Source organism: Hymenobacter endophyticus (assembly GCF_032464715.1).
Taxonomy (GTDB): domain Bacteria; phylum Bacteroidota; class Bacteroidia; order Cytophagales; family Hymenobacteraceae; genus Hymenobacter; species Hymenobacter endophyticus.
In genome coordinates this window covers 255,637-276,338 of record NZ_JAWDJT010000008.1, presented here as the reverse complement: position 1 = coordinate 276,338, position 20,702 = coordinate 255,637, and the positions used below count along the sequence as shown (strand labels likewise).

The 20,702-nt window shown below is 55.0% G+C and carries 20 protein-coding genes and 1 tRNA gene; 4 read left to right on the top strand and 17 right to left on the bottom strand.

The features are described 5' to 3' along the window. Positions 1-153 precede the first annotated feature (153 nt). The 13 genes from ROI90_RS13640 to ROI90_RS13580 all read right to left on the bottom strand — a co-directional run bounded on the left by ROI90_RS13640 (position 154) and on the right by ROI90_RS13580 (position 13,030). The gene (locus ROI90_RS13640; RefSeq protein WP_315998901.1) at positions 154-1,566 is read right to left on the bottom strand and encodes a carboxypeptidase regulatory-like domain-containing protein; all 1,413 of its coding nucleotides are present in this window, start codon (positions 1,564-1,566) and stop codon (positions 154-156) included. Between the two features lie 167 nt (positions 1,567-1,733). Then, positions 1,734-2,126: a curli-like amyloid fiber formation chaperone CsgH gene (gene csgH / locus ROI90_RS13635; RefSeq protein WP_315998900.1), complete on the bottom strand. Its 393-nt coding sequence runs from the start codon at positions 2,124-2,126 to the stop codon at positions 1,734-1,736. A gap of 90 nt (positions 2,127-2,216) precedes the next feature. After that, on the bottom strand, positions 2,217-2,759 hold the full coding sequence (locus tag ROI90_RS13630; protein ID WP_315998899.1) for a curlin repeat-containing protein: 543 nt from the start codon (positions 2,757-2,759) through the stop codon (positions 2,217-2,219). 179 nt (positions 2,760-2,938) lie between these two features. Then, positions 2,939-3,907: a hypothetical protein gene (locus tag ROI90_RS13625; RefSeq protein WP_315998898.1), complete on the bottom strand. Its 969-nt coding sequence runs from the start codon at positions 3,905-3,907 to the stop codon at positions 2,939-2,941. 243 nt (positions 3,908-4,150) lie between these two features. Beyond that, on the bottom strand, positions 4,151-5,548 hold the full coding sequence (locus ROI90_RS13620) for a CsgG/HfaB family protein (protein WP_315998897.1): 1,398 nt from the start codon (positions 5,546-5,548) through the stop codon (positions 4,151-4,153). 19 nt (positions 5,549-5,567) lie between these two features. Further along, entirely contained in the window at positions 5,568-5,996 is a 429-nt protein-coding gene (locus ROI90_RS13615) for a curli production assembly/transport component CsgF (RefSeq protein ID WP_315998896.1), read from the bottom strand. A gap of 50 nt (positions 5,997-6,046) precedes the next feature. Next, positions 6,047-6,679, bottom strand: a complete 633-nt coding sequence (locus ROI90_RS13610; RefSeq protein WP_315998895.1) for a CsgE family curli-type amyloid fiber assembly protein — start codon at positions 6,677-6,679, stop codon at positions 6,047-6,049. Between the two features lie 312 nt (positions 6,680-6,991). Beyond that, complete coding sequence (murI, locus tag ROI90_RS13605) at positions 6,992-7,822, bottom strand: glutamate racemase (RefSeq protein ID WP_315998894.1); 831 nt, start codon at positions 7,820-7,822, stop codon at positions 6,992-6,994. A gap of 48 nt (positions 7,823-7,870) precedes the next feature. Then, positions 7,871-8,491, bottom strand: a complete 621-nt coding sequence (locus tag ROI90_RS13600; RefSeq protein WP_315998893.1) for a DUF4304 domain-containing protein — start codon at positions 8,489-8,491, stop codon at positions 7,871-7,873. 22 nt (positions 8,492-8,513) lie between these two features. Next, positions 8,514-10,436 (bottom strand): RecQ family ATP-dependent DNA helicase, encoded by a 1,923-nt coding sequence (locus tag ROI90_RS13595; RefSeq protein ID WP_315998892.1) that lies wholly within the window; start codon positions 10,434-10,436, stop codon positions 8,514-8,516. A 38-nt stretch (positions 10,437-10,474) separates the two neighbouring features. Continuing rightward, a complete protein-coding gene (locus ROI90_RS13590; RefSeq protein WP_315998891.1) occupies positions 10,475-10,960 on the bottom strand; it encodes a DUF2306 domain-containing protein in 486 nt (161 codons plus the stop codon). Positions 10,961-11,177: 217 nt separating this feature from the next. Then, entirely contained in the window at positions 11,178-11,978 is an 801-nt protein-coding gene (locus tag ROI90_RS13585) for a hypothetical protein (protein ID WP_315998890.1), read from the bottom strand. 395 nt (positions 11,979-12,373) lie between these two features. Next, positions 12,374-13,030, bottom strand: a complete 657-nt coding sequence (locus tag ROI90_RS13580) for an ABC transporter ATP-binding protein (protein WP_110979954.1) — start codon at positions 13,028-13,030, stop codon at positions 12,374-12,376. A gap of 214 nt (positions 13,031-13,244) precedes the next feature. Here ROI90_RS13580 and sucC point away from each other — a divergent pair, with 214 nt between their 5' ends. Next, positions 13,245-14,450, top strand: coding sequence for an ADP-forming succinate--CoA ligase subunit beta (gene sucC / locus ROI90_RS13575; protein WP_315998889.1), 1,206 nt, complete (start codon positions 13,245-13,247; stop codon positions 14,448-14,450). 124 nt (positions 14,451-14,574) lie between these two features. Beyond that, positions 14,575-15,459: a transglutaminase-like domain-containing protein gene (locus ROI90_RS13570; RefSeq protein ID WP_315998888.1), complete on the top strand. Its 885-nt coding sequence runs from the start codon at positions 14,575-14,577 to the stop codon at positions 15,457-15,459. Between the two features lie 88 nt (positions 15,460-15,547). On the opposite strand, the gene ROI90_RS13565 is transcribed toward ROI90_RS13570, so the two are convergent. After that, entirely contained in the window at positions 15,548-16,036 is a 489-nt protein-coding gene (locus ROI90_RS13565; RefSeq protein ID WP_315998887.1) for an organic hydroperoxide resistance protein, read from the bottom strand. 148 nt (positions 16,037-16,184) lie between these two features. Here ROI90_RS13565 and ROI90_RS13560 point away from each other — a divergent pair. Beyond that, positions 16,185-16,259, top strand: a tRNA-Arg gene (locus ROI90_RS13560). Between the two features lie 276 nt (positions 16,260-16,535). On the opposite strand, the gene ROI90_RS13555 is transcribed toward ROI90_RS13560, so the two are convergent. The 3 genes from ROI90_RS13555 to ROI90_RS13545 all read right to left on the bottom strand — a co-directional run bounded on the left by ROI90_RS13555 (position 16,536) and on the right by ROI90_RS13545 (position 19,481). Next, positions 16,536-18,425: a PAS domain-containing sensor histidine kinase gene (locus tag ROI90_RS13555; RefSeq protein ID WP_315998886.1), complete on the bottom strand. Its 1,890-nt coding sequence runs from the start codon at positions 18,423-18,425 to the stop codon at positions 16,536-16,538. Positions 18,426-18,538: 113 nt separating this feature from the next. After that, on the bottom strand, positions 18,539-19,000 hold the full coding sequence (locus tag ROI90_RS13550) for a BLUF domain-containing protein (protein ID WP_315998919.1): 462 nt from the start codon (positions 18,998-19,000) through the stop codon (positions 18,539-18,541). A 64-nt stretch (positions 19,001-19,064) separates the two neighbouring features. Beyond that, the gene (locus ROI90_RS13545) at positions 19,065-19,481 is read right to left on the bottom strand and encodes a BLUF domain-containing protein (protein WP_315998885.1); all 417 of its coding nucleotides are present in this window, start codon (positions 19,479-19,481) and stop codon (positions 19,065-19,067) included. 656 nt (positions 19,482-20,137) lie between these two features. Here ROI90_RS13545 and ROI90_RS13540 point away from each other — a divergent pair. Beyond that, positions 20,138-20,629 (top strand): fasciclin domain-containing protein, encoded by a 492-nt coding sequence (locus tag ROI90_RS13540; RefSeq protein WP_315998918.1) that lies wholly within the window; start codon positions 20,138-20,140, stop codon positions 20,627-20,629. Positions 20,630-20,702 lie beyond the last annotated feature (73 nt).

The following is a 20,702-nucleotide window of genomic DNA, read 5'->3' as shown; positions in this document are numbered from 1 at the left end:
AGGATGAGTTTAATAAAATGTCTCCGAAACAAATACGATGATAGCCTAGCCGCTTCTATATGTACTTTTTCTACTGAATGTCACAAACAAAAGTGCCCGGGCAAGTCATATATTGCCTGGGCACTTTTGTTTGTGAGGGGAGCTTTGCGCCTGTTACTTCCAGTCGGGCAGCGTGGCATTTTGGAACAGGCGGATTCGATTCCGACCATCCAAGTCAACTGTATATATATCCGGTATCGACTGTGGAACGTTATTCACCTGCACGAAGATGATTTTCGAGCCGTCTGGAGCGTAACGCGGTACCACATCATTGAAGCCTACGGGTTTGCCGGAAGTAGTGCCGGTTGTACCTGTCCCTGCCGAAACGTCCACTACTCCACTCCCATCCAGGTTTTGGGTTATCAGATGGGAGTTTAACTGGCGGCCAGTACCATCATTGAAGTTGTCCAAATCACGGGTGTAGAGTAACCGACGACCATCTACACTAAAAGAGGGTGAATCGAGCCGGCCAGGTAGGTTGCCTACCGCCTGCGTGAACCCAGAACCGTCGGCGTTTAGGTAATATAACTCTGAGTCGTAAATGCTCACCCCTACCGTTTGCACCACTATCCGGTTGCCGACGGCCGTCCAGTCACATTCCCGGAAATGCCGGTCGGCTGGAGCAGTAGCCAGCAACGTAAGGCCAGTACCGTCCCGATTAATCTTGTACAGTTTGTTATAACTACTATACAGGAGTTGGGACCCATCTGGCGACCAGCGGTAACCAACTCCCATATTGAAGTAGCCATCAACCGGCAGCAATGTTACCTGACGCACGTCAGAGCCATCCCGGTTCATGGTGTAAATCTGGAACTGCCCTGTGGCATTGGAAGTGTAGGCTACCCGGTCACGGTTGGGGCTTAGCTGAGGAGCCGTTTCAATGAACGGCGAGGAGGTAAGCTGCAACAAACTCGTTCCGGCCTCGTCAGACGAGTATATATCGGTGTTGCCGTTAACAGTGCGCGCAAACAGGAACCGGTTGTCGGGCTGGCTACGAGTCCGGAAACTCCAGATGTCGCCCCTTACTACCTCCCCTGCCTTATCTCGTACGGTTACCTGCCAGAAGTAAGTAGTATTGTAGCGCAGTCCGGTAACAGCCGCCGCCGTATCCCGAGAATTATTAAGCACCTGCAACCGGGCAGGGGAGTTACTTTCGTAGAGCACCACATCATTGCGCAAGGAGTCACTTTTCCCATCCGGGTCGGTAACCCGCCAGCGTAACGTCAGAGCAGTGGGTTGGTTAGATGCTTGATCGGCCGGGAATGGGTTGGAGGGCGCATTGGGTCGTCTGTTAGTTCCCGAGGCTCTTTCCAGCACTACCCGCACATCTGTGGGGGCATTCAAATTCACCTGCACATTTACGGCCTCCGTCTTAAAATCAGCTTTTCTGACGTTGAGCGTATACTTTCCAATTGCTACTTCTCTCAGCTCAAACTTTCCCTGCGCATCAGTGGTGAAGGATGACGTAGCCGGTGTGGTGGTAATTACTGCGTTAGCAACCGGCGCATTGTCCCTACTGTCAAGCACGGTACCGGTAAGATTACCATATTGAGCCGGCTCCACAGTAGTGTCCTCGCAGGCCCACATACATACACATACCATACACCACACAGCCGCACGAAATTGAGTGCGCAACAAAGAGAACATAGGAAAAGCGAATTTTTAAGCCAGAGGAAGCAGAGAAGGACTATGTATTACGGGCGGCTATCCGGCCGACGAATAAGGGAATCTTGGGCCAGCAACTGTCCTTGCTCGTCAAACACCTTTAACCGGATGCTACATACATCGGTAGGCTGGTAGTTGATAGTGGTTTGTGAAAGGGCCACTTCCTGCGCTGGTGCCAGATTGATGCGGCCCCCTTGCGTGTTGTGCGTACTGCCGGAGCGGCCTTCCCGCTCCATCGTCAGCTCGTAGCTTGCCGCTAGCGGGGACTCCGTCTGGTTTCGGCAATAACCCGTAATCTGGAGTTCCCCATTTTGAAGCTGACTAACCAGCTTGGCCTGGCACATAGCAGTAGGATTAGGTTGAGGGGTGCCTAGCAACAGCATGCCCGCTGCTACCCAAGCATATGCAGAGAAGAAAATCATGGAAGCAAGTGTTGAAGGAGTTTACAGCTGAAAGACACGATACTTGGGCCGACATGAGTAGGCAAGTACCCTTGCCGGCCCAAGCTTAGGTTAAGGCTTATACACAGACCCTTGCTCAATAGAAAGCCGGATACCGTTACCCTGCATCTTGATTTCGTAGCCGGGAGGTGCGGTAGCTCCTGCTTCACGCTGCACCAATTGGTTATTGGTACCCATCTGTTGCACTAAGTACCGCCGGCTGTCCACGCGCAGCTCCTGCTCCACTGAGTTGTAGGCCCCGTTTTGCTTAATGGTAGAAGTAGTACCATTGCCCACGATGGTCGTATTAATCGTATTACTCGTGCCTGACTGCGCTACGGCCTGCACGTTCTGGTTACCTGTTTGACTGGCTATAATTGTGTTATTAACGCCCGTCTGCAGCAGCGTGGCCTGGTTGCCACTGCCCACTTGTGTTAGCATCACCTTGTTGATTAGCGGTAAGGCCGGAGCTACGGCGGCATTTAACTCCGCTCCTGCATTCTGCAACAGCACAAGGCTTGGTACCGGGTTATCCTCTCCGCTGGTTTGAGCCTGGCTGGCGGTAGCGGCACAACACAGAAGCAAGGATGTGAGAATCAACCATTTCGTTTTCATGAGAACCAGTTTCAGAGTGGGGGTGAAACGTACATTAAATGTATCAATTTTATTACTAAATACACTTTAAATTGTATTTATTTTTTAACAGCAATAGCATCCCGCAGACCCGGAAAGTCTTGCGAGATGCTATTAGTATGCTGGGCTGATTGGAAACAATCTCCCAAATTCACGTAGTACTAGCGGTTCTGCGAAACAGAGCTAATGTTGTTATTGCCGGTTTGCGATACAGTGCTCATGTTGCCGACGCCGCCCTGCAAGGTGGTTGCTTGGTTACCCGAGCCGAACTGGGTTTGCGAAGCCATGTGGCTGCCACCGCCGTTCTGGCTGATGTAGGCCGTGTTACCCGGAGTCAGGAAGTCGCTGGGCGCATCCTGGTCCTGGTAAGCTCTGTTGTTACCGGTACCCGACTGCTCGATAGTGGCCGTGTGGTAGTCGCGGCGCTGGTTCTGGGTGGCTACGTTGCCGGCGCTGGATTGCATAATGCTGGCCTTGGCCCGGTAGCTACCCGAATTGTTGGCACCCTGACTCTGCGAAGCGCTGTTGTCGGCGCTGGTTTGCATGATGGAAGCTTCATTCTCAATACCGCGCTGCAGTTGGGAGGCAGTGTTGCGGGCACCTACCTGCGAGATGCTGGCCTTGTTGCGGTCGGGGCTGCCGGGGTAGCCCGGGGCGGCTACCTGGGTCTGGTAGGCTTTGTTGCCTTCGCTGCCGCTCTGGAAAACAGTGGCTTCGTTGCGGGTGCCTTCCTGAGTCTGAACGGACAGGTTAGAGCCGCTTAACTGGGTTGCAGCGGCTTTGTTGCGGCTGCCCGACTGCGTCTGATAGGCTTTGCTGTTGCCATCGAGCGGAATATTATCCCCCTGCTTTACGCTGGCTTCGTTCAAGGAGCCGCTCTGGGTCTGATAGGCCTCCTGGTAAGTATCACGCTGATCAGCCGTAGCTACGTTGCCTGAACCAGACTGAGTTTGGTACAATTTGTTGTACCCGTCTCTCTGGGCGCCGGTAGCAGTATTGCCCGAGCCCGTCTGATTTACAGACACTTGGTTAGCAGTACCAGACTGGGTGGAAGATTGCACGTTGCTACCCTGAGCAAAGGCACCACCAGCAACCATCATTGATGCAACGAGGAAAGATAACTTTTTCATGGAAAACGGAAAAATGGGTTAGAGAAGGAAGGGTACTTTGGGGAATGATTACTGGTTCCCTCCGGAGGAACAGTACAAATATATACTGGAAAAAGTAAAAGTCAAGACCTGATTAATAAAATATTCAAAAAATTTATCAACATTATTACATTATTGAAACACGTAATTCATTAGCCCATTTGTAGGGCTATTTCAATATGCTGAGTTATACGAGTATGGGCTTCAAGCCGCAGGCCTGACCGTTTACTTTCTTGAGCCAGGGCGGGTACCACGAGTTCCTAAGTAAATGGTTGCCCCAAGCCGGGCCGTCCAGAAATAGTCGTTGTACTTGCCTAGTCTTACAAAATCCAGATTATCAGAAAAATAATACCGCGTATCTGTCCCAACAGAAATTCCTAGCCTATCAGTCAGAAGGAACTCGCCGCCCAGGCCAGCAGCCACGTGTGGTAGTAGCGCATTGCCGCCACTGCGCGGATTTTGAGTAGTGGCTCCACCACCGGCCCACAGGTAAGGAGTAAATCGGTCACGGGGAAATACCCGGTAGTAAGCGGCCAACTCTGCATAGCTGAAAGCTTGCTTGTAGTAGTCGCCAGCGGCTAACTCGAAATAGCCCAAGTGAAAGGCAGTACTCAGATTTGAGGCTGGGTTACGTTGGTAGCGTAAGGCCAACTCAGCATTACCCCTGATTTGAGAACGTTTCAGGTCACCAACGTAGCGGGTGGTAGCTCCACTAAGGCCAATGCCTACTTGCCCACGCCGGTCATGCTGAGTACGGCCCAGAATATCAATCTCCCGGTTCTCACTTTTCTCGCGGAAGTAGGTTGCCACCGCAGGGCCATTAGCGTCGGCTGGGTTACGGGGCACCCACAGCTGCTCCCGAATACCTTCGTACACCAGGGCCTGCACCGATTTTTCAATGGCCTCCTTCACGGCCATTTCCGTGGGCTCATTGTAGGTAAAGCCCGTTTCGGTTTCGAGCAGCCGCTTGAAATTCACAAACCGGAACAGGCTGGCGTCTACCTGCTGGGAAAGAATTGTCTTGGAGGTGTAAACCGTTTTGAGAATCTCGCCGGTGCTGGTGCTAATGGCGCGTAGGTATACTGTTACGCGGTCTTGGCGGTACTGCCCCGAGGCTCCGGCCCCGAAATAGCGTAGCCCGGCCCCACCGGTTATTACGTTGGCATCATAGGAGATAATCCCGCCTTCCAATATTACGCCCGCAAACAGCAGAGAGGGCAGCATGGGCTCTTTCTGGCCCGTAAGCTCCTGGTACTCGGCCCGGCTCGACCGAATTATCTTACGCTCATTGAGCAGATTGCCCAAGTTCTCCCGCTCAATGGGGTTAAACCACCGCGACTCTTCCAGGGCCCGTAGCAAGATGCTGGTACCACCCTGGGTAATGGCCGTTGAAAAGCTGGATCCCCCTTGTGTGGGCTTGTACTGTCCGGTTTGGTCCCGAAACTTATACACGGCCACCACTACCCGGTCGGTGGGTGGCTCCGGAAGTTGGGTTAGCTCCTGGTTGCCGCGCACCTCGGCGCCCAAACGGGCCCGCTCCGTGGTAAAGGGCTGATGAAAGTACGGCGCACAGCCGCCCGCTGCCAGCACTACGGCCAGGCAGATAAACAGTAAAAACCGCATAGCAAGGGAGAGTTATCGGTTACAGCGCCGGAACGGAAATAGTGGTTTGATTACCGGTATTGGAGTCCGTAATCTGAATACTGAACCCTCCCCCATTGGGCGTTACCACAATTTGGTAGCTGCCCACCGTGTAGGCGCCTTCCTGCAGGCCCTGGTTGCTGGCGCCAAACTTGTTGCCCACCAGCTTCTGAGCCAACTGACTCAGGATCTGCTGATTTAGGCTTTGCTCAAACTGCTTGAGTGGATCCTGCTGGAAGATGGATTGCGTCGTCGCGGCGGCGGGGTCATCAATGGTGTTCTGCGCCTGGGCAGCACTCAGCAGCCAGGAGTAGTTAAAGGTGTTGCCGCCCCCGAAAGCCGGGTTTTTCGGCTCATATACCAGGTCCTGGCCACAGACCGGGGCCACTCGTAATAACAGTACACATGCGAGTAAGAATACGTATTTCATACAGCAAGAAAGAAGGTGAGAGGTAGAGAGAAACGGGCGGGTAAGAGGTATCAAAACTGCTCCAGCTGGGTGCGGCCTTCTTTTTCCAGCTGCCGCGTTAGGGCTTGTTGCTGCACCAAGTAGTCCTGCACGTAGCCAATGGCCTCCTGCACGGCATCTTGCACTAAATCATAACTAGGCTGCAGTGGGAATTCCAATAAATCGGCCTCGTTTACCCGCACGGTGAGCAGGGTACTGGTGGCCCGGAAGGGTTTTTCTCCGATGGTAATGGTGTATTCCTGCACCTCGCTAGGGGCTTCCCACTGGCTGTAGAACAGGTCGTAAAAATCACGGCCAGGCTTTGTAATGGATTGATCTACCACGAGGCCACTGATTTCCAAACCAGAAATGACTTTGCGCCGAGCCGACTGCAATGAGTCTAGCCGGAACAGCATCCGTAGGTTTTCCTCCAGCTTACGGCCTGATTCGGCACCAGCTTTGGCTTCTCGCGTTGGCGCCTGCGTAGTAGTTTTAGCAGGCGCATCGGCCCTCACGGGCCGTTTACGCTCGGCCTGAGCCAGCGCCCCGGAATGGATAAGTAAGCAGAGTATCAGGCAGCTTAGCCCCCACATCCAGGGCCGCCACCACAGTACTAGCGGTAGTGGCATTTTCTTACCGGTGTTGCGCTTAGAGGATGGACGCATAAGGCAATAGAGAGTAGGCAGCCACAAAATATGCGGCCAGTGGAGCTGATCAATAAGAGACAAGAAACCGTTTGTGATGAGCTCAAACAGTTTGACGGCATAAATGTAATTATTTGATAGAATAGTCCAAGAAAACTAGATTATTTTTTTGAATATATTTTATGTAAAACTGCATATTGCCGATACATAGCAACACTATTACTCGTCGAAATACGTTAGCATTCTGCCACTTACGAGTAGCGGGCAGCACCATAAAGCAAAGGACAGCCTTTTGCAAAGCTGCCCTGCTACCAAAAGAAAGTTAAAGCGCGGTTACTCCCAGAGCGGATAATGCTCCAACTGCACTTCCTGTCCGAAGAAAATGCGGGTGCTTTCCTCAAAGGAGCGGGTAAAATCGGAGACGTAGAAATGATGGACAGGCGGACTGCTGCTTGGCGCTGCTGCCAGGTGCTGGTTCTGCAAATACTGGTGAACGTGGGCGGCCACTACGTCGGAAGCATCCAGTACCTCAGTACGGCCCTGGTAGTATTCGGCAATCTGCTGCTTGATGAGGGGGTAATGCGTGCAGGCCAGCACCAAAGCTTCAATAGTATCCAGTACCGGATTTGACAAGTAGGTTTCGATGACGTTACCGGCAATAGTGTTGTCGAAGAAACCTTCCTCAATCATGGGAGCCAGCAGCGGAGTGGCTAGACTGCGCAGTTCCACTCCTGCGTCCAAATCATCGATTTTTTTGCGGTAGACGTTACTGTTCACGGTTTGCTTGGTACCAATGAGCCCGACGGTACGACCCGCAAACTGCTGCCCAATATGGGCCACGATAGGGTCGATAACGTTGAGCACCCGGGCTTTAGAGCCTACGTATTCCCGCACTAGCTCGTAAGCCGCCGCCGAGGCCGAATTACAGGCAATCAGAATGACTTTGCAATGCTGCTTGAGCAGTAAGTCGCAGATTTTGACGCTGTAAGCCTGAATGGCGGCCGTGCTTTTGTCACCGTAGGGCAAGTGGGCCGTGTCGCCGAAATACACCAGCCGCTCATGGGGCAGCACGCGGTTTACGGCCCGGGCCACCGTGAGGCCGCCAATGCCGCTATCAAACACGCCAATGGGGCGAGTGGTCAGATCAGGAGAAGTAGATACCATAACGGCCCGAAGGTACAAGCTCCGGCGGTACGGTAGTCTGTACTTATTTCATAATACTCCGGACAACAGTTGCGTCTTCAGCTTTAGCAGATCTGTTTTTCGGTGTTGGTAGATAGTGGCTGCTAATTCCACCTCTAACCATTGCAGTGCTTCTACCTGGTAGCCATACATGAAGGCAGCGCGTATTCCATCGGCATCATTGGGCCACTTTTCCTTTAACAGCCCTCTTATAATATCATCCGTCGACTGTACCTGCTGTAAGAACGGCAACGCATAAGCACGGACGTCTGCCAGCACCTCTTGCTCGATTACATCAACTGGTGACTCCGGAGTCAATTCGTACCATCTATCCGGCTTTTCCCCGATAAGCCGCCCAATCCGCTTACGTACCAGGCAATCGGGCTCCAGAAATCGTTCGGCAGAAACACGGCCCCAGTTGTTAACCCGCTCCGCTTCCAATAAGTAGATGCCGACATTAATGGTAAACTGAATGCTACAAGGATCATTCCAGGCACTTTTCTGCACGTTCAGAATACGCCCCCACCCTTCGTCTGCGAAGTACTGCCGAAAATTATTCCCTCGGCGTTTGTAGTCAAGTTCTTTAAACAACGGCCACAGCTTCCCGGAAACCAAATTGTCAAAGCGGATTTGCGTGCTCGATTTAGCCATGACAATTACACGTTATAGTCTCCTACTTCATCAACCGCCCATCCGCCGCGTAGCGCAGCTCCCCCAGCTCTACCAGCTCCCGCAGCAGCGCTGTAACCGGCACTGCCTGACCTGGGGCAAAGTGGGCGAGTACTTCGCGGGGTGTTTGGGATGTGGCTCGAACTAGCTGCAGTATCTGCTCCCGTAGCTCAGGGGCCGGAGTAGCTTCCTGACGGGCCTTTTTGCGGGCCAGGCACCAGTCGCAGACGTTACAAGCGGGGGCATCCAACTCCCCGAAATACTCCAGCAGTAGCTGCTGGCGGCAGTGCCCCCCAGCCGCATACCGAATTACGAACTCAGTTTTATGCACGGCCAAGTCGCGCTGCTGTTGCAGGCGTTTCTGCTCCAAGGGCAGCTTATCGGCGTCGAAGCGCGGTGTAGTAAAAAACGCCTGGGGCGAATCGTGGCGGGGCTGGTAGTGGATGATGCCTGAGCGGTGCAAAAACAGCAGCGTACGGCGCAGCTCCACTACGCTCAGACGCAGGTGCTGGGCCAGGCTGTTTTCGGAAATCCGCTGGAAGCCAGCAAACAGTTCACCCCCGTGAAACCGCAGCAAACTTTTGATGAGCTTATCGTGCTGAGCGTTGGCTACCTGGAACCGGTACAGGTCGGTGTGGTCGATGGGGATATGCACGCGGGCAGGGTTGTGCACAGCCTCATTCAGCTGCACAAACCCCTCTCGCTGCAGCATCCGCAGGCTATTATGGGCATCCAGGGCCCTGATCCGGTAGGTTTCAGCAAATTGTTGAATGTCGAAGTCGAAGGCCACCAGCTCTCCGCCGCCGGCCGCCGTGCGCGAGAAGTTGGCCAAGGCTTGGTACACGCGCCGCACGGTATCCAGGGGCGGAAAGCTCTGCTGAGTGCGGCGGCGCAGCTCATCGGCGTCGTTGGGACCCTGCAGTATCACGGCAAAGGCGTATTTCTCGTCGCGCCCGGCCCGGCCGGCTTCCTGGTAGTAGGCCTCCAGGTTATCGGGCGCATCCAGGTGCACTACTAAGCGTACATCGGGCTTGTCAATGCCCATCCCGAAGGCATTGGTAGCCACGATGCAGCGCGTCCGGTTCTGCATCCAGTCCTGCTGCACACGGCTACGCTGCTCCGAGGGCAGCCCGGCGTGGTAGGCGGCGGCGGCCACGCCCTGCTGCAGCAGGTAGGCAGCGGTATCCTCGGTCTGGCGGCGGGTGCGGGCGTATACAATGCTGGTTTTGCCAGCCCCTACACCCCGCACCACTTCCTGCAGCCGCTTCAGCTTGTCCTCGGTAGCCAGCACCGAATACGAGAGGTTGGGCCGGGCGAAGCTCTGCTGAAATACGCGGTGCGTGGGCCCGAACTGCAGCTTCTCCGCAATATCCAGCCGGACCTGCTCGGTGGCCGTGGCCGTGAGGGCAATGCAGGGCACGCCCGGCAGCAGCTCCCGCAGGTCGGCAATGCGTAGGTAAGGCGGGCGGAAGTCGTAGCCCCATTGCGAGAGGCAGTGCGCTTCATCAATAGCCAGCAGGCTCACCTTCATCTTCACCACCCGGGCCCGGAACATCTCCGTCAGCAAGCGCTCAGGGCTTACATAAAGGAACTTTACCGGGCCGTACACGCAATTGTCCAGGGTTTGGTCTATTTCCTGGTGGCTCATGCCGGCATATACCGCTTCAGCCTTGATGCCCCGCTTACGCAGGTTTTCCACTTGGTCTTTCATCAGGGCAATGAGCGGCGACACTACCAGGCACAGCCCCGGCCGGGCCAGGGCCGGTACTTGAAAGCAGATGCTTTTACCCCCGCCCGTGGGTAGCAAGGCCAAAGTATCCTGTCCGGCCAGTACCGAGCGAATAATATCCTCCTGCAAAGGCCGGAACTGCGTGTGCCCCCAGGTTTGGCGCAGTACGTGCAGAATATCATCGGTGGGGGGCAGCATAGCCCGCAAAAGTAACGCCTGAGTCTGCCTCCCTCCTACTACCCGGCCGCTTTTGGCAGGCGTACCGGCAGCAGGTGAGCCGCGTTACGCCGGATTAGCACGGTACCTAGCATCATTGTGCCAGCCGTAGCCACTACTACCGCCGGCCAGAACCGGCTCATAGGTAGCACACGGGTAAACGTCTCGGCCCAGAATGCCGCGTACAGCCCCACCACCGACCAGCTCATAAAGTAGTAATGCCAGTAAATCCAGCCGCTGATGTGCTTGCGGACCAGCACTGGCACCATACCGCCGGCCATCGACGCCAGGCTGACCAAAGCAAACCAATGAAACACCCCGAAATGGCCCGTAACCCGGTAGATAAAGAAAGCAGTGGCATTTACAGCCAGCATGGCCGCCACGTACAAATAGCCTATCCGCTTATGCAACGGGCTGCCTTTGCGGTTGAGCAGCACAACGGCCCCGGCCACCATAGCCAGCAAGGCGCTTACCAAATGAACGAGGCCGATAGGAGAATGGAACATAGCCGGGGTGCAGTGAAAGGTTCGGCAGCTAAGGTGCACGCCCAGGTGCCCGCCCGCAACTCCGGGTTGCCCAAGCGGCAGAAGGGCCGCCTGAACCCGCAGAACCGGCCGCTGAAACGCAACGCCCGGCGGCGCGCAAATTGTACACGGGTCAGCCAGCACAAAAAAAGCCCGCTGCCAGATGGCAACGGGCTTTCCGTGCTATGTGCAGAAGGAGTTAAGCAGCAGCGGCTGTACCATTCTCCCGGTCGTCAATGGCCTTCTTCAGCTTGGCAATGGCCTGCGTGGCCCGCTCCTCGTCCAGACGGTTGATGTTGAGGAGCATCTTGGTCTTTTCGGGGCGCGTGATGAGCGGATGGTTCAGCAGCCGGATGATTTCCTCCTTCTGCGAGGCCGACGCGTACGCCAGGGCTGGAGCATCCGAAGCTGCTGGCTCAGCGGCTACCGCTTTCATGGGCGCGGGCGCCTCGGCAGCAATGGCGGCCGGAGCAGCCGATGGCGTCACTTGCATGGCCGGCTGCACGGCGGGCGTGTTACCACCATACTCCATTTCCTCGGCCGGCGTAGGCTCGTAACCAGCTGCCCGAATAATCCAGGCCAGAATGTTGCGGTAGGCTTTGCCAATGGCCCGGGTCTGGGCCATGCTCATGATGGCAAACTCCTGATAGAACTTCTTGCCCTGCTCTTTATTAGAGCAAATAGCAAAGCCCGCCCCTACCGTGTGGCCGCTACGCATATCGAATAACGTAACCTTGGCCTGGTACTTGATTTCCTGCTCGTTGCTTACGTTGATGACGTGGTCAACGATGGGCACAATGCCCAGGCGCGAACCGGCGTACTGCCAGCCTTCCACGTTCACAAACTCCTTACCCTGCACCGTGGTGCTGAGTTTATTGTCTTTGATGAATTTAGCTAGGTCCGTCGCCAGATGCAGCGTTTCATCGGAGCGCGAGATGTCGTAGCTCTCCACTTTGGTTTTACGAACCTGCTCTTTGGTGATTTTAGTTGCTTCGCTCATGGCGTCTTTCCGTTAGTGTCCTGTAGTACCGTATTTGTTTACGTGAATATAACGGCTGCCTCCCTGAAAAGGTGCAAAAACGATTCACTTTTTAAGTAAATTTTATCCTTGTTTATCAAGCACTTACAAACATTATTTCTAAAATAATTAGCCAAAGCTGTTTTTTAGTTTTTCAGGTCTTCTTTCCGGCTCATAGTATTCATCACTTGGCTGCTCATTGGCCCGAAAAAAGAAACCCGCTGCCTCGTTCCGGTAACGGGGCAGCGGGTTACGATACACGGCCCGGAGCAGTTCGGGCGCGTGGCCGGAGCACAAAAAAGCACCTGAGCGCAAGGCCCAGGTGCTCAAGTAAACCCAACAGGTTACGATTTTGTTCCTACGCAGTTAAGCGGCCACTAGCCCTCCCAGATATTACCGTCCTTCATGGTAATCTTGCGGTCGGCCATTTCGGCTAGCTGATCATTGTGCGTTACAATGACGAAGGTTTGGCCCAGCTCCTTGCGCAGCAGAAAGAAGATCTGGTGCAATTCCTGAGCGTTCTGCGAATCGAGGTTGCCGCTGGGCTCGTCGGCGAAAATGATTTCCGGGGAGTTGATAAGCGCCCGGGCTACGGCCGTGCGCTGCTGCTCGCCCCCGCTCATCTCCGAAGGCTTGTGGTCGGCGCGGCGCTCCAGGTTCAGCATCCCAAGTAGCTCGCGGGCCCGCACGCGCGTTTCCTTTTCCGAGCGGCCTGCCAGGTAAGCCGGCAAGCACACATTTTCCAGGGCCGTAAACTCGGGCAGCAGGTTATGAAACTGAAAGATGAAGCCGATGTGGCGGTTACGGAATCGAGCTAAGTCGGAGCGGCCCAGGGAGCTGACGGATTCGCCATCAAACAGCACTTCGCCCGAGTCAGGATTATCCAGCGTACCTAAAATGTGCAGCAATGTGCTTTTACCAGCTCCCGACGACCCGACGATGGACACGATTTCCGATTTTTCAATCGTGAGGTCAATGCCCTTAAGGACTTCCAGCGTGTTGTATTTTTTGCGGACGTTGATGGCTTGCAGCAAAACGGACTAAAAGTAAAGTGGAGCCGGAGGTTCAGAAGCAAATCTACGCAATGTAGCGCGTAGCGCGTACGAGCCCGGTGCATTTCCGTTCAGCGGCCAGCCAAACGTAGGTAGGGCTTGCGGCTGGCAAAATCAAAGGGGCAGCAACTATCAACTCTTTTCTGCCTACTTTCGCGCCTAGTTAACCACCCCGAAACCCCTCTTAACTGACTCTATGAACATTCACGAGTATCAGGGCAAAGAAATTCTGAAGCGCTACGGCGTGCGTGTGCAGGAAGGCATCGTGGCCGACACGGCCGAGGAAGCCGTGGAAGCTGCCAAAAAACTGACCGCAGAAACCGGCACCAGCTGGCACGTAATTAAGGCTCAGATCCACGCCGGCGGCCGTGGCAAAGGGGGCGGGGTGAAACTCGCCAAAAACCTGGAGCAGGTGAAAGAAATTGCCGGCCAGATCATCGGTATGCAGCTGGTAACCAAGCAAACCGGCGCCGAAGGCCGCAAGGTGCACAAAGTGCTGGTAGCCCAGGACGTGTACTACCCCGGCGAGTCGGAAACCAAAGAATTCTACATGAGCGTGCTACTGGACCGTACGTCCGGTAAGAACGTTATCATCTACACCACGGAAGGCGGCATGGACATTGAGGAGGTAGCCGAGGCGCACCCCGAGAAAATCCACCGCGAGCATGTAGACCCCCGCGTGGGTCTGCGCCCCTTCCAGGCCGCTAAAATTGCCTTCAACCTGGGCCTGAGCGGCGCCGCGCAGAAGGAGATGGTGAAGTTTGTGCAGGCCCTGTACAAGGCCTACGACGAAACCGACTCGGCCATGTTTGAAATCAACCCCGTCCTGAAAACCTCGGACGACAAGATTCTGGCCGTAGATGCAAAAGTAACCCTTGACGAAAACGCCCTGTACCGCCACAAGGATTTTGTGGAGCTGCGCGACACCAACGAGGAAGACCCGCTGGAAGTAGAAGCCTCGGCCTCAAACCTGAACTACGTGAAGCTGGACGGTAACGTGGGCTGCATGGTGAACGGTGCCGGTCTGGCCATGGCTACCATGGACATCATCAAGCTGAGCGGCGGTGAGCCCGCTAACTTCCTCGACGTAGGGGGTGGAGCCAACGCCCAGACGGTGGAAGCTGGTTTCCGCATCATCCTGAAGGACCCGAACGTGAAGGCTATCCTCATCAACATCTTCGGTGGCATCGTACGCTGCGACCGGGTGGCTAATGGCGTGGTAGAGGCCTACAAGAACATCGGTACCATCAACGTGCCCATCATCGTGCGCCTGCAAGGCACCAACGCCGAGGAAGGAGCCCGCATCATCGATGAGAGTGGCCTGAAGGTGTACTCGGCTGTGCTGCTGAAAGATGCCGCCCAGAAAGTGAAAGAAGTACTGGCGGAGCAAGGCATTTCGTAGGCTTTCCGCCCAAATACTGCTTACTTACCAAGCCCGCCCGGTTTTACCGGGCGGGCTTTTTGCTGCTCTCCCCTCAACCTCAGCCGGATAGCCTGCGTTAAGAGCAATTCATTTTCCTGAGCCTATGCATTCTAAGACGTTTACGCTGATTTTGCTGGCCTTCGGGTGCCACCTTACCGCAGTGGGGCAGTCGCCCTCGGAGCTATTGAGCAGCCCGGCACTCCCCTACCTCACGTCCACTGACCCAGTGGCCTACCCGTTTCAGTTCAGCTCTCCCAACTCTGCGTACCTGACCAGATTTCGGGAAATGTTTGGACTACAGGAAGTAATTGCGCAGGAAACCACCGACCTGGGCCGGGCCCGGGCCTTGTGCCAGTGGGTGCATTTTCGGCTAGAGCACGATGGGCACAAGCAGTTTAAGTCGCAGGACCCTTTTGCGATTCTCAAAGCGGCACAGGCAGGGCAACAGGTGCAGTGCGTGGAGTATGGCTTAGTTCTGGCGGCCGCCTTCAACGCGGTTGGCATCCCGGCCCGCCCGCTCTACCTGAAAGCAGCGGACGTACAAACGCGCGCCTCAGCAGCTGGCCATGCCTTGGCGGAGGCGTGGCTGCCGGATATGGGTAAATGGGTGATGGTAGATGCACAGGCCGATATTATCCCTATGCTGGGCGGTACCCCATTGAATGCAGTGGAGTTGCAACAGGCCTTGGCTGCTGAGCGGGAAGATCTGACGGTGCTGACTTCGACCAACTCCAAGGCTAAGTATTATTACAAGTGGGTTAATCAATACCTGTTTTACTTCGATACGGTGATGGATAACCGCTACGGAGTGAAGTCGGCCCGCACGGGATTGATGCTAGTACCAACGCACGCGCATAAGCCGGTGGTTTTTCAGCGCACTGAGGCCATTCACAATATTCGCTACACCAACTCGGCCGCTACTTTCTATGCCCCTCCCACCACAACCGAGGTAATGACGGCAAAATCGGGCGGCGCTGTAGCCCCTTAACCAGCAAACAATAGGCACAACCGCCAAAGAACAACGGCCGGCTACTCACAAGTAGCCGGCCGTTGTTCTTTGGCGGTTGTGCTATATATTATCCGGCGCCTTTTTCGGCCACACCTGCGTTTTCTTCTGCTTGCACCGGAATTACTTCGCCCTGCACACGCAACTCTACTTCCATATTACCACGGGTACCTACCGAGTACGGACAAATTTTGTGGGCTTGGCGCACCATCTCAATGGTCTTCTCCCGGTCAAAGGCTTTCAAGTCTACGTCCAGTACGGCCGACAAACCGTAGCCTTCACCTTCCTGGAAAAGCGCCACGGAGCATTTTACTTCCGTTTGGGGGTCAAGCCGGTCGCCGGCACGCTGAGCAATTACCAATAATGCCTGCTGAAAGCAGGAAGAATACCCGGCAGCAAACAGCTCTTCAGGGTTGGTGGCTCCTTTTTTTCCACCCAGTCCCTCGGGCACCGACATATCCAAATCGATGATGCCGGTAGTAGAACGAACGTGCCCGCTACGGCCTCCAATGGCAGTGGCTTCGGCGGTATACAAGGTTTTCTTTTCGGTGCTAGCCATAAAAACAGATTCAATGAAAGAACAGATGAGTATGCTAACTGTACTGATGCGCGGAAGGTTACTAAAATAGGGTGCAGGATTTTGCAGAAAAACGCTCAGTACGTTTGGCAAGAGGTGGTTTTCTGCCTAGTTTTGCCATTCCTTACCGGGTCGCGTAGTACAACGGATAGTATGGGAGTCTCCGAAGCTCTTGATCTAGGTTCGATTCCTAGCGCGACCACCAAAAAGCCCTTTAACGTGCCGTTAAAGGGCTTTTTCTTTTTCTCCTTTCTTTCTAACTGGTCTTTTTGAGGTAGGAAGCGTGTTTTCCTTGGACTGTTGGAACGCCTCCGTCTGCTTGATGCATTACCCGCCTATTGGGCACTCCGGTGTTGCTGTAGCAAGGAAGTAACGGCTAACTCAATTATTGACGCCGCTCTAAGCTTCTCGGAGTAGTATATGGAATGTACGCTGCTTCAACAGGATTGGAACAACACCCTCCCTTTTGTAGGCGGCAGGTTTACTCATCCGCTACAGCGGCCGGCACTCCGTCGTGCCAGTGAATGGTAAAGGTAGTCCCTTCCCCTACGGTACTTGCCACTTCCAGCCGCCCCCCTCGCCCGGCCACAATGCGCTGCACTAGGTACAAACCCACACCCGCACCACCGATATGCGCATGCTGACGGGCAAAAGGCTGAAAAACTGGGGCAGGCTGCTCGGGCAGCACCATGCCCAGACCATTATCCTGCACCACCAGTACAGGTTGGCCTTGCTCGGTTATTGCACTTTGTATTCGGATGTGCGGTAGCCGCTCAGGGTGGGCGAATTTGAGTGCGTTGCTGATCAAATTATGCAGCACTGACCGTAGATTGGCTCGGCCGTAGTGTAGCTGCAATCCAGTATCCACATCCACATCTATGGTGGCCTGACTTTCCAGCACCTGCGTCCGCAACCCTAAAAGCACTTCTTCCAGCACCAATGGCACGTCCAGTTCTTCGGTCGGGGCTGACAGCCCCCGTTGGTCACGCACGGTAGCGGCCAGTTCTTGCAGCGTGGTATCCAGCTGCAAGAGGGCTTCGTCCAGCATCTGCAACATAAAGGCTTCTTCCGGATCATGGAATGTAGCCGCCCGGCGCAGCTCATCGAACAGGCCGCGCAAATTGAGAACGGGTTGCTTGAGGTCGTGGGAGGCGGTATATACAAACGTATCCAGGTCGCGGTTGGCTTGGGCTAGCTCGTTGTACTGAGTTTGCAACACTTGGCGCAGCCGGTTCTGGTCGTCCACATCGGTGCAGGCGCCAAACCAGCGCAGGCCCTGGCCATCATCTAGGCGCCGGGCCCGGATCAGGTGCCAGCGGTAGGCACCGTCGTGCCGCCGCATACGCACAACCCCTTCGAAGGCTTCGCCGGAACTTACGCAGAACACCCAGCGCCGGGCCGTTTCGGCTTGCTCAGCGGGGTGCAGCAGGTTAATCCAGCCAGTGGGACCCAGCTCGTCAGCCGTGAGGCCAGAATATTCGCTGATAAACTGGTTGTAATAGTTCACCAGCCCCGTCGGCGAAGCTATCCAGATTAACTCCGGAATACTATCGGCCAGGAAACGCAATTCCGCTTCCGCCTTGCGTAGCACCTCGGCCAGCTCCCGCTGGTCATGCACCTCCACCATGGCGCCGTGCCAGTAAGCGGGTTTGCCAAAGGCGTGGTTTTCGGGCACGGCCCGGCTCAGCATCCAGCGGTATTGCCCATCGTAGCGCCGCAGCCGACACTCGTAGCTCCAGGCCGCGCCCGTAGCCCGGGCCACGTCCATTTGATGCAGTACCCGCAACCGGTCATCGGGATGAACAAGCAGAGGCCAGACGGCCGTAATGTCGCAGGTGGTAGGCTGCCCAGTAAAGGTATGCCACTGCGGACTTACGTACTCGTACTCCCCCTCAGGGTTCATAGTGAAACTAATCAGTGGGGCCGTTTCTGTGAGTACGCGCAGGCGAGCATCCAGCCGCCGCGTTTCTACGGCTAGCTCATGGCTGCGCTGCCGGGTGCGCTCCTGTTCCGTCACATCCACGGCAAATAGGAGCAAACCCTGCACTGAGCCATCATCGGCCGGGTCGGGCTCCAGAGTGATATCAAAGTAGGCTGCAGCGGTTGGGCCGTTGTCATCTGTGCCGGCCAGCAGCGGGCACGATTTAACCACGTATGATTTCCCGGTGCTGTAAACACGCTGCATAAAGCTGATTAAATCAGCCGGCCACATTTGCAGGGTTTCACTGGCCAGGCGCCCTTCCAAATCCTCCTGCCCTAACAGAGCACGCATGGAGTCATTGGCGAAATCGTAGCGGAGTTCCTCACCAGTAAACGCAGCAATGGCGGCTGGTAAGCGCTGCAATAAATTATGGAATGATGGATCAGGCATGCATGGGAATACTGGCAACGGTGGGAATAGCGGCCAGAGAGTAAACAAGGTACAACGGGTAGCCCAACACTACCTATAGGCTCGACAGTAGTTACTCGACTATCTGCTCAGCATTAGAGTGTTCCTTCAGCTTGGGGCAAACTGTCGGCAGTATCAGGAATAGGCCCGAGTACGGCCAAACGTACCAAATCAACCAGGGTGGCGTCGGCAATGCTGAGGCTGACGGGCAAGGGGGGCATCCGGTCGGGTAACAGGAAGCCTTCCAGCGTCTCAAAGCCAGCGGGCTCCAAGGGATGAAATGCCATGGCCCAGCCCGGAAAGCTACGCGCTGTAATTACTCGGTCTACCAGTTTGGTTACATCAGAGTGACGACCATCCTGGGCGATGCGGTTGAACAGGTTGTCAGCTGATTCTTCTTCACCTTCAAAAAGCTGAGCAATATGGCCGTGGCTGTAAAACAGGATGCCCGTAATTCCCTGACGCTTATTATCGTGCCGACACTGATTGAGCAGCTCTTGTAACTCCTGATCTGAAAGAGGGTGTACTGCTTTACTCAGATAAACAATGTGTTTCATGCGATGCACGGAAAAAAAGGAGTGAATCTTTACGCGAAAGTAGTGCAAGCGGATTGCATGCGCGTTACTCGGCCAGCAGCCGCTGCCGCACTGTTTCCAGCAACAGAGCATCGGCGGCCGCTAGGGCAGGTAAGCTTAGTACTACCGACTCCAAATCCTGTATTCCTGCTTCGGCCGTTCCTGCATCCAGGCACTGGAACGCCATCGACCAATCGGCAAACGCCCGGGCCTGAATAGGTTTGTCGGCAATTTTAATCAGGTTATCGTGGCGCGTATCGTGTTGAAGATGATTATAGAGGGCGTGCACCTCCTGCTCCTCTCCTTCAATGAGCTGCATGAAATGCTGCTTGCCGTAAAACAACACCCCGGTTAGCTCATGCTTGGCATTATTGGCGCGACATTCCCGGAGCAACTCACGCAGCTGAGGCGGAGTAAACGCAATAGTGGGTGTGCTCAGGTAGATAAGGTGGTGCAAAGGCATGGGACAGATCTGGGGCTAAAGAAGCAAGTATTCACTACGGAAGCTCCCTCTATCTACAGGAGTGCTTACTGTTTAGTTTCCTACCCTAGGCTGCGGGGACAGTACGCAGGCCTACACAACGCCACCTCATGCAGAGCCCAGCGCAGCAGGACGTTCCGATTGGTAATAAGAAGCGTTACTGTCCCCACAGCCTAGCTCAGAAACCAAAACAGAACAGTAGCATACCTCTGCCTACATCTGCCCAGGGAGGTAACAACATGGATTCCATAACGACCCGCGAAAGCCCTGCAATGCCCCTGAAGAGCTTTTTGGATTCATTGGCGTAGCGGGCAACACCGGCATACTGCTCAGCTTATATCCTTTCTGTAAGCGCCAGCGTACAAGGCGGACATTTCTCTCATAGGGTGTTCCACCCTCAATCCTCTTGCATCATGAAAAACTACCTGCTTTCCACCCTGGCTCTGGCATTCACGCTCACTACCGGCTCGGCCGTGGCCCAGGGTAAAATGAAGTCGGACGACGAGAAAACAAAGGTCAAAGACGGCGAGATGAGCACTAAAACCAAGGTAGCCGATGATGGCAAAACCAAGGTAAAAGGCAAAGCCGACAACGGAGCTAAAATTAAAGCCACCACCAAGCCTCGTGAAGGCAAGGATATGAAGGGCATGACCATGAGCACCGGCAACGGGGTGATGGTAGGGGGCGCTATGATGACCCCAGACAAGGATATTGTAGATAACGCCGTGAACTCCACGGACCACACTACCCTGGTAGCCGCCGTGAAAGCCGCCGGGTTGGTTGAGACGATGAAGGGTGCTGGCCCGTTCACCGTATTTGCGCCCACCAACGCCGCTTTTGAGAAACTGCCCGCCGGTACGGTTAACACCCTGGTAATGCCCGAAAACAAGCAGAAGCTCACTACCATCCTCACGTACCACGTGGTACCGGGCCGTTTGATGGCCGCCGACCTGCGCGACGGGCAGACCCTGACAACTGTGGAAGGCGAAACCCTGATGGTGCACCGCAACGGCAACGCAGTAATGCTGCACGATGCCAAGGGCGGTATGGCCAACGTGACTATTGCCGACGTAGTGTCGAAGAACGGGGTAACCCACGTGGTAGACACCGTGCTGATGCCCACCCGCTAAGCTCTCTGCACTACCCGTTACAAAAAAGCCAGCCTTCCGGGCTGGCTTTTTTTTGTGGCATGGGCAGCTTGCC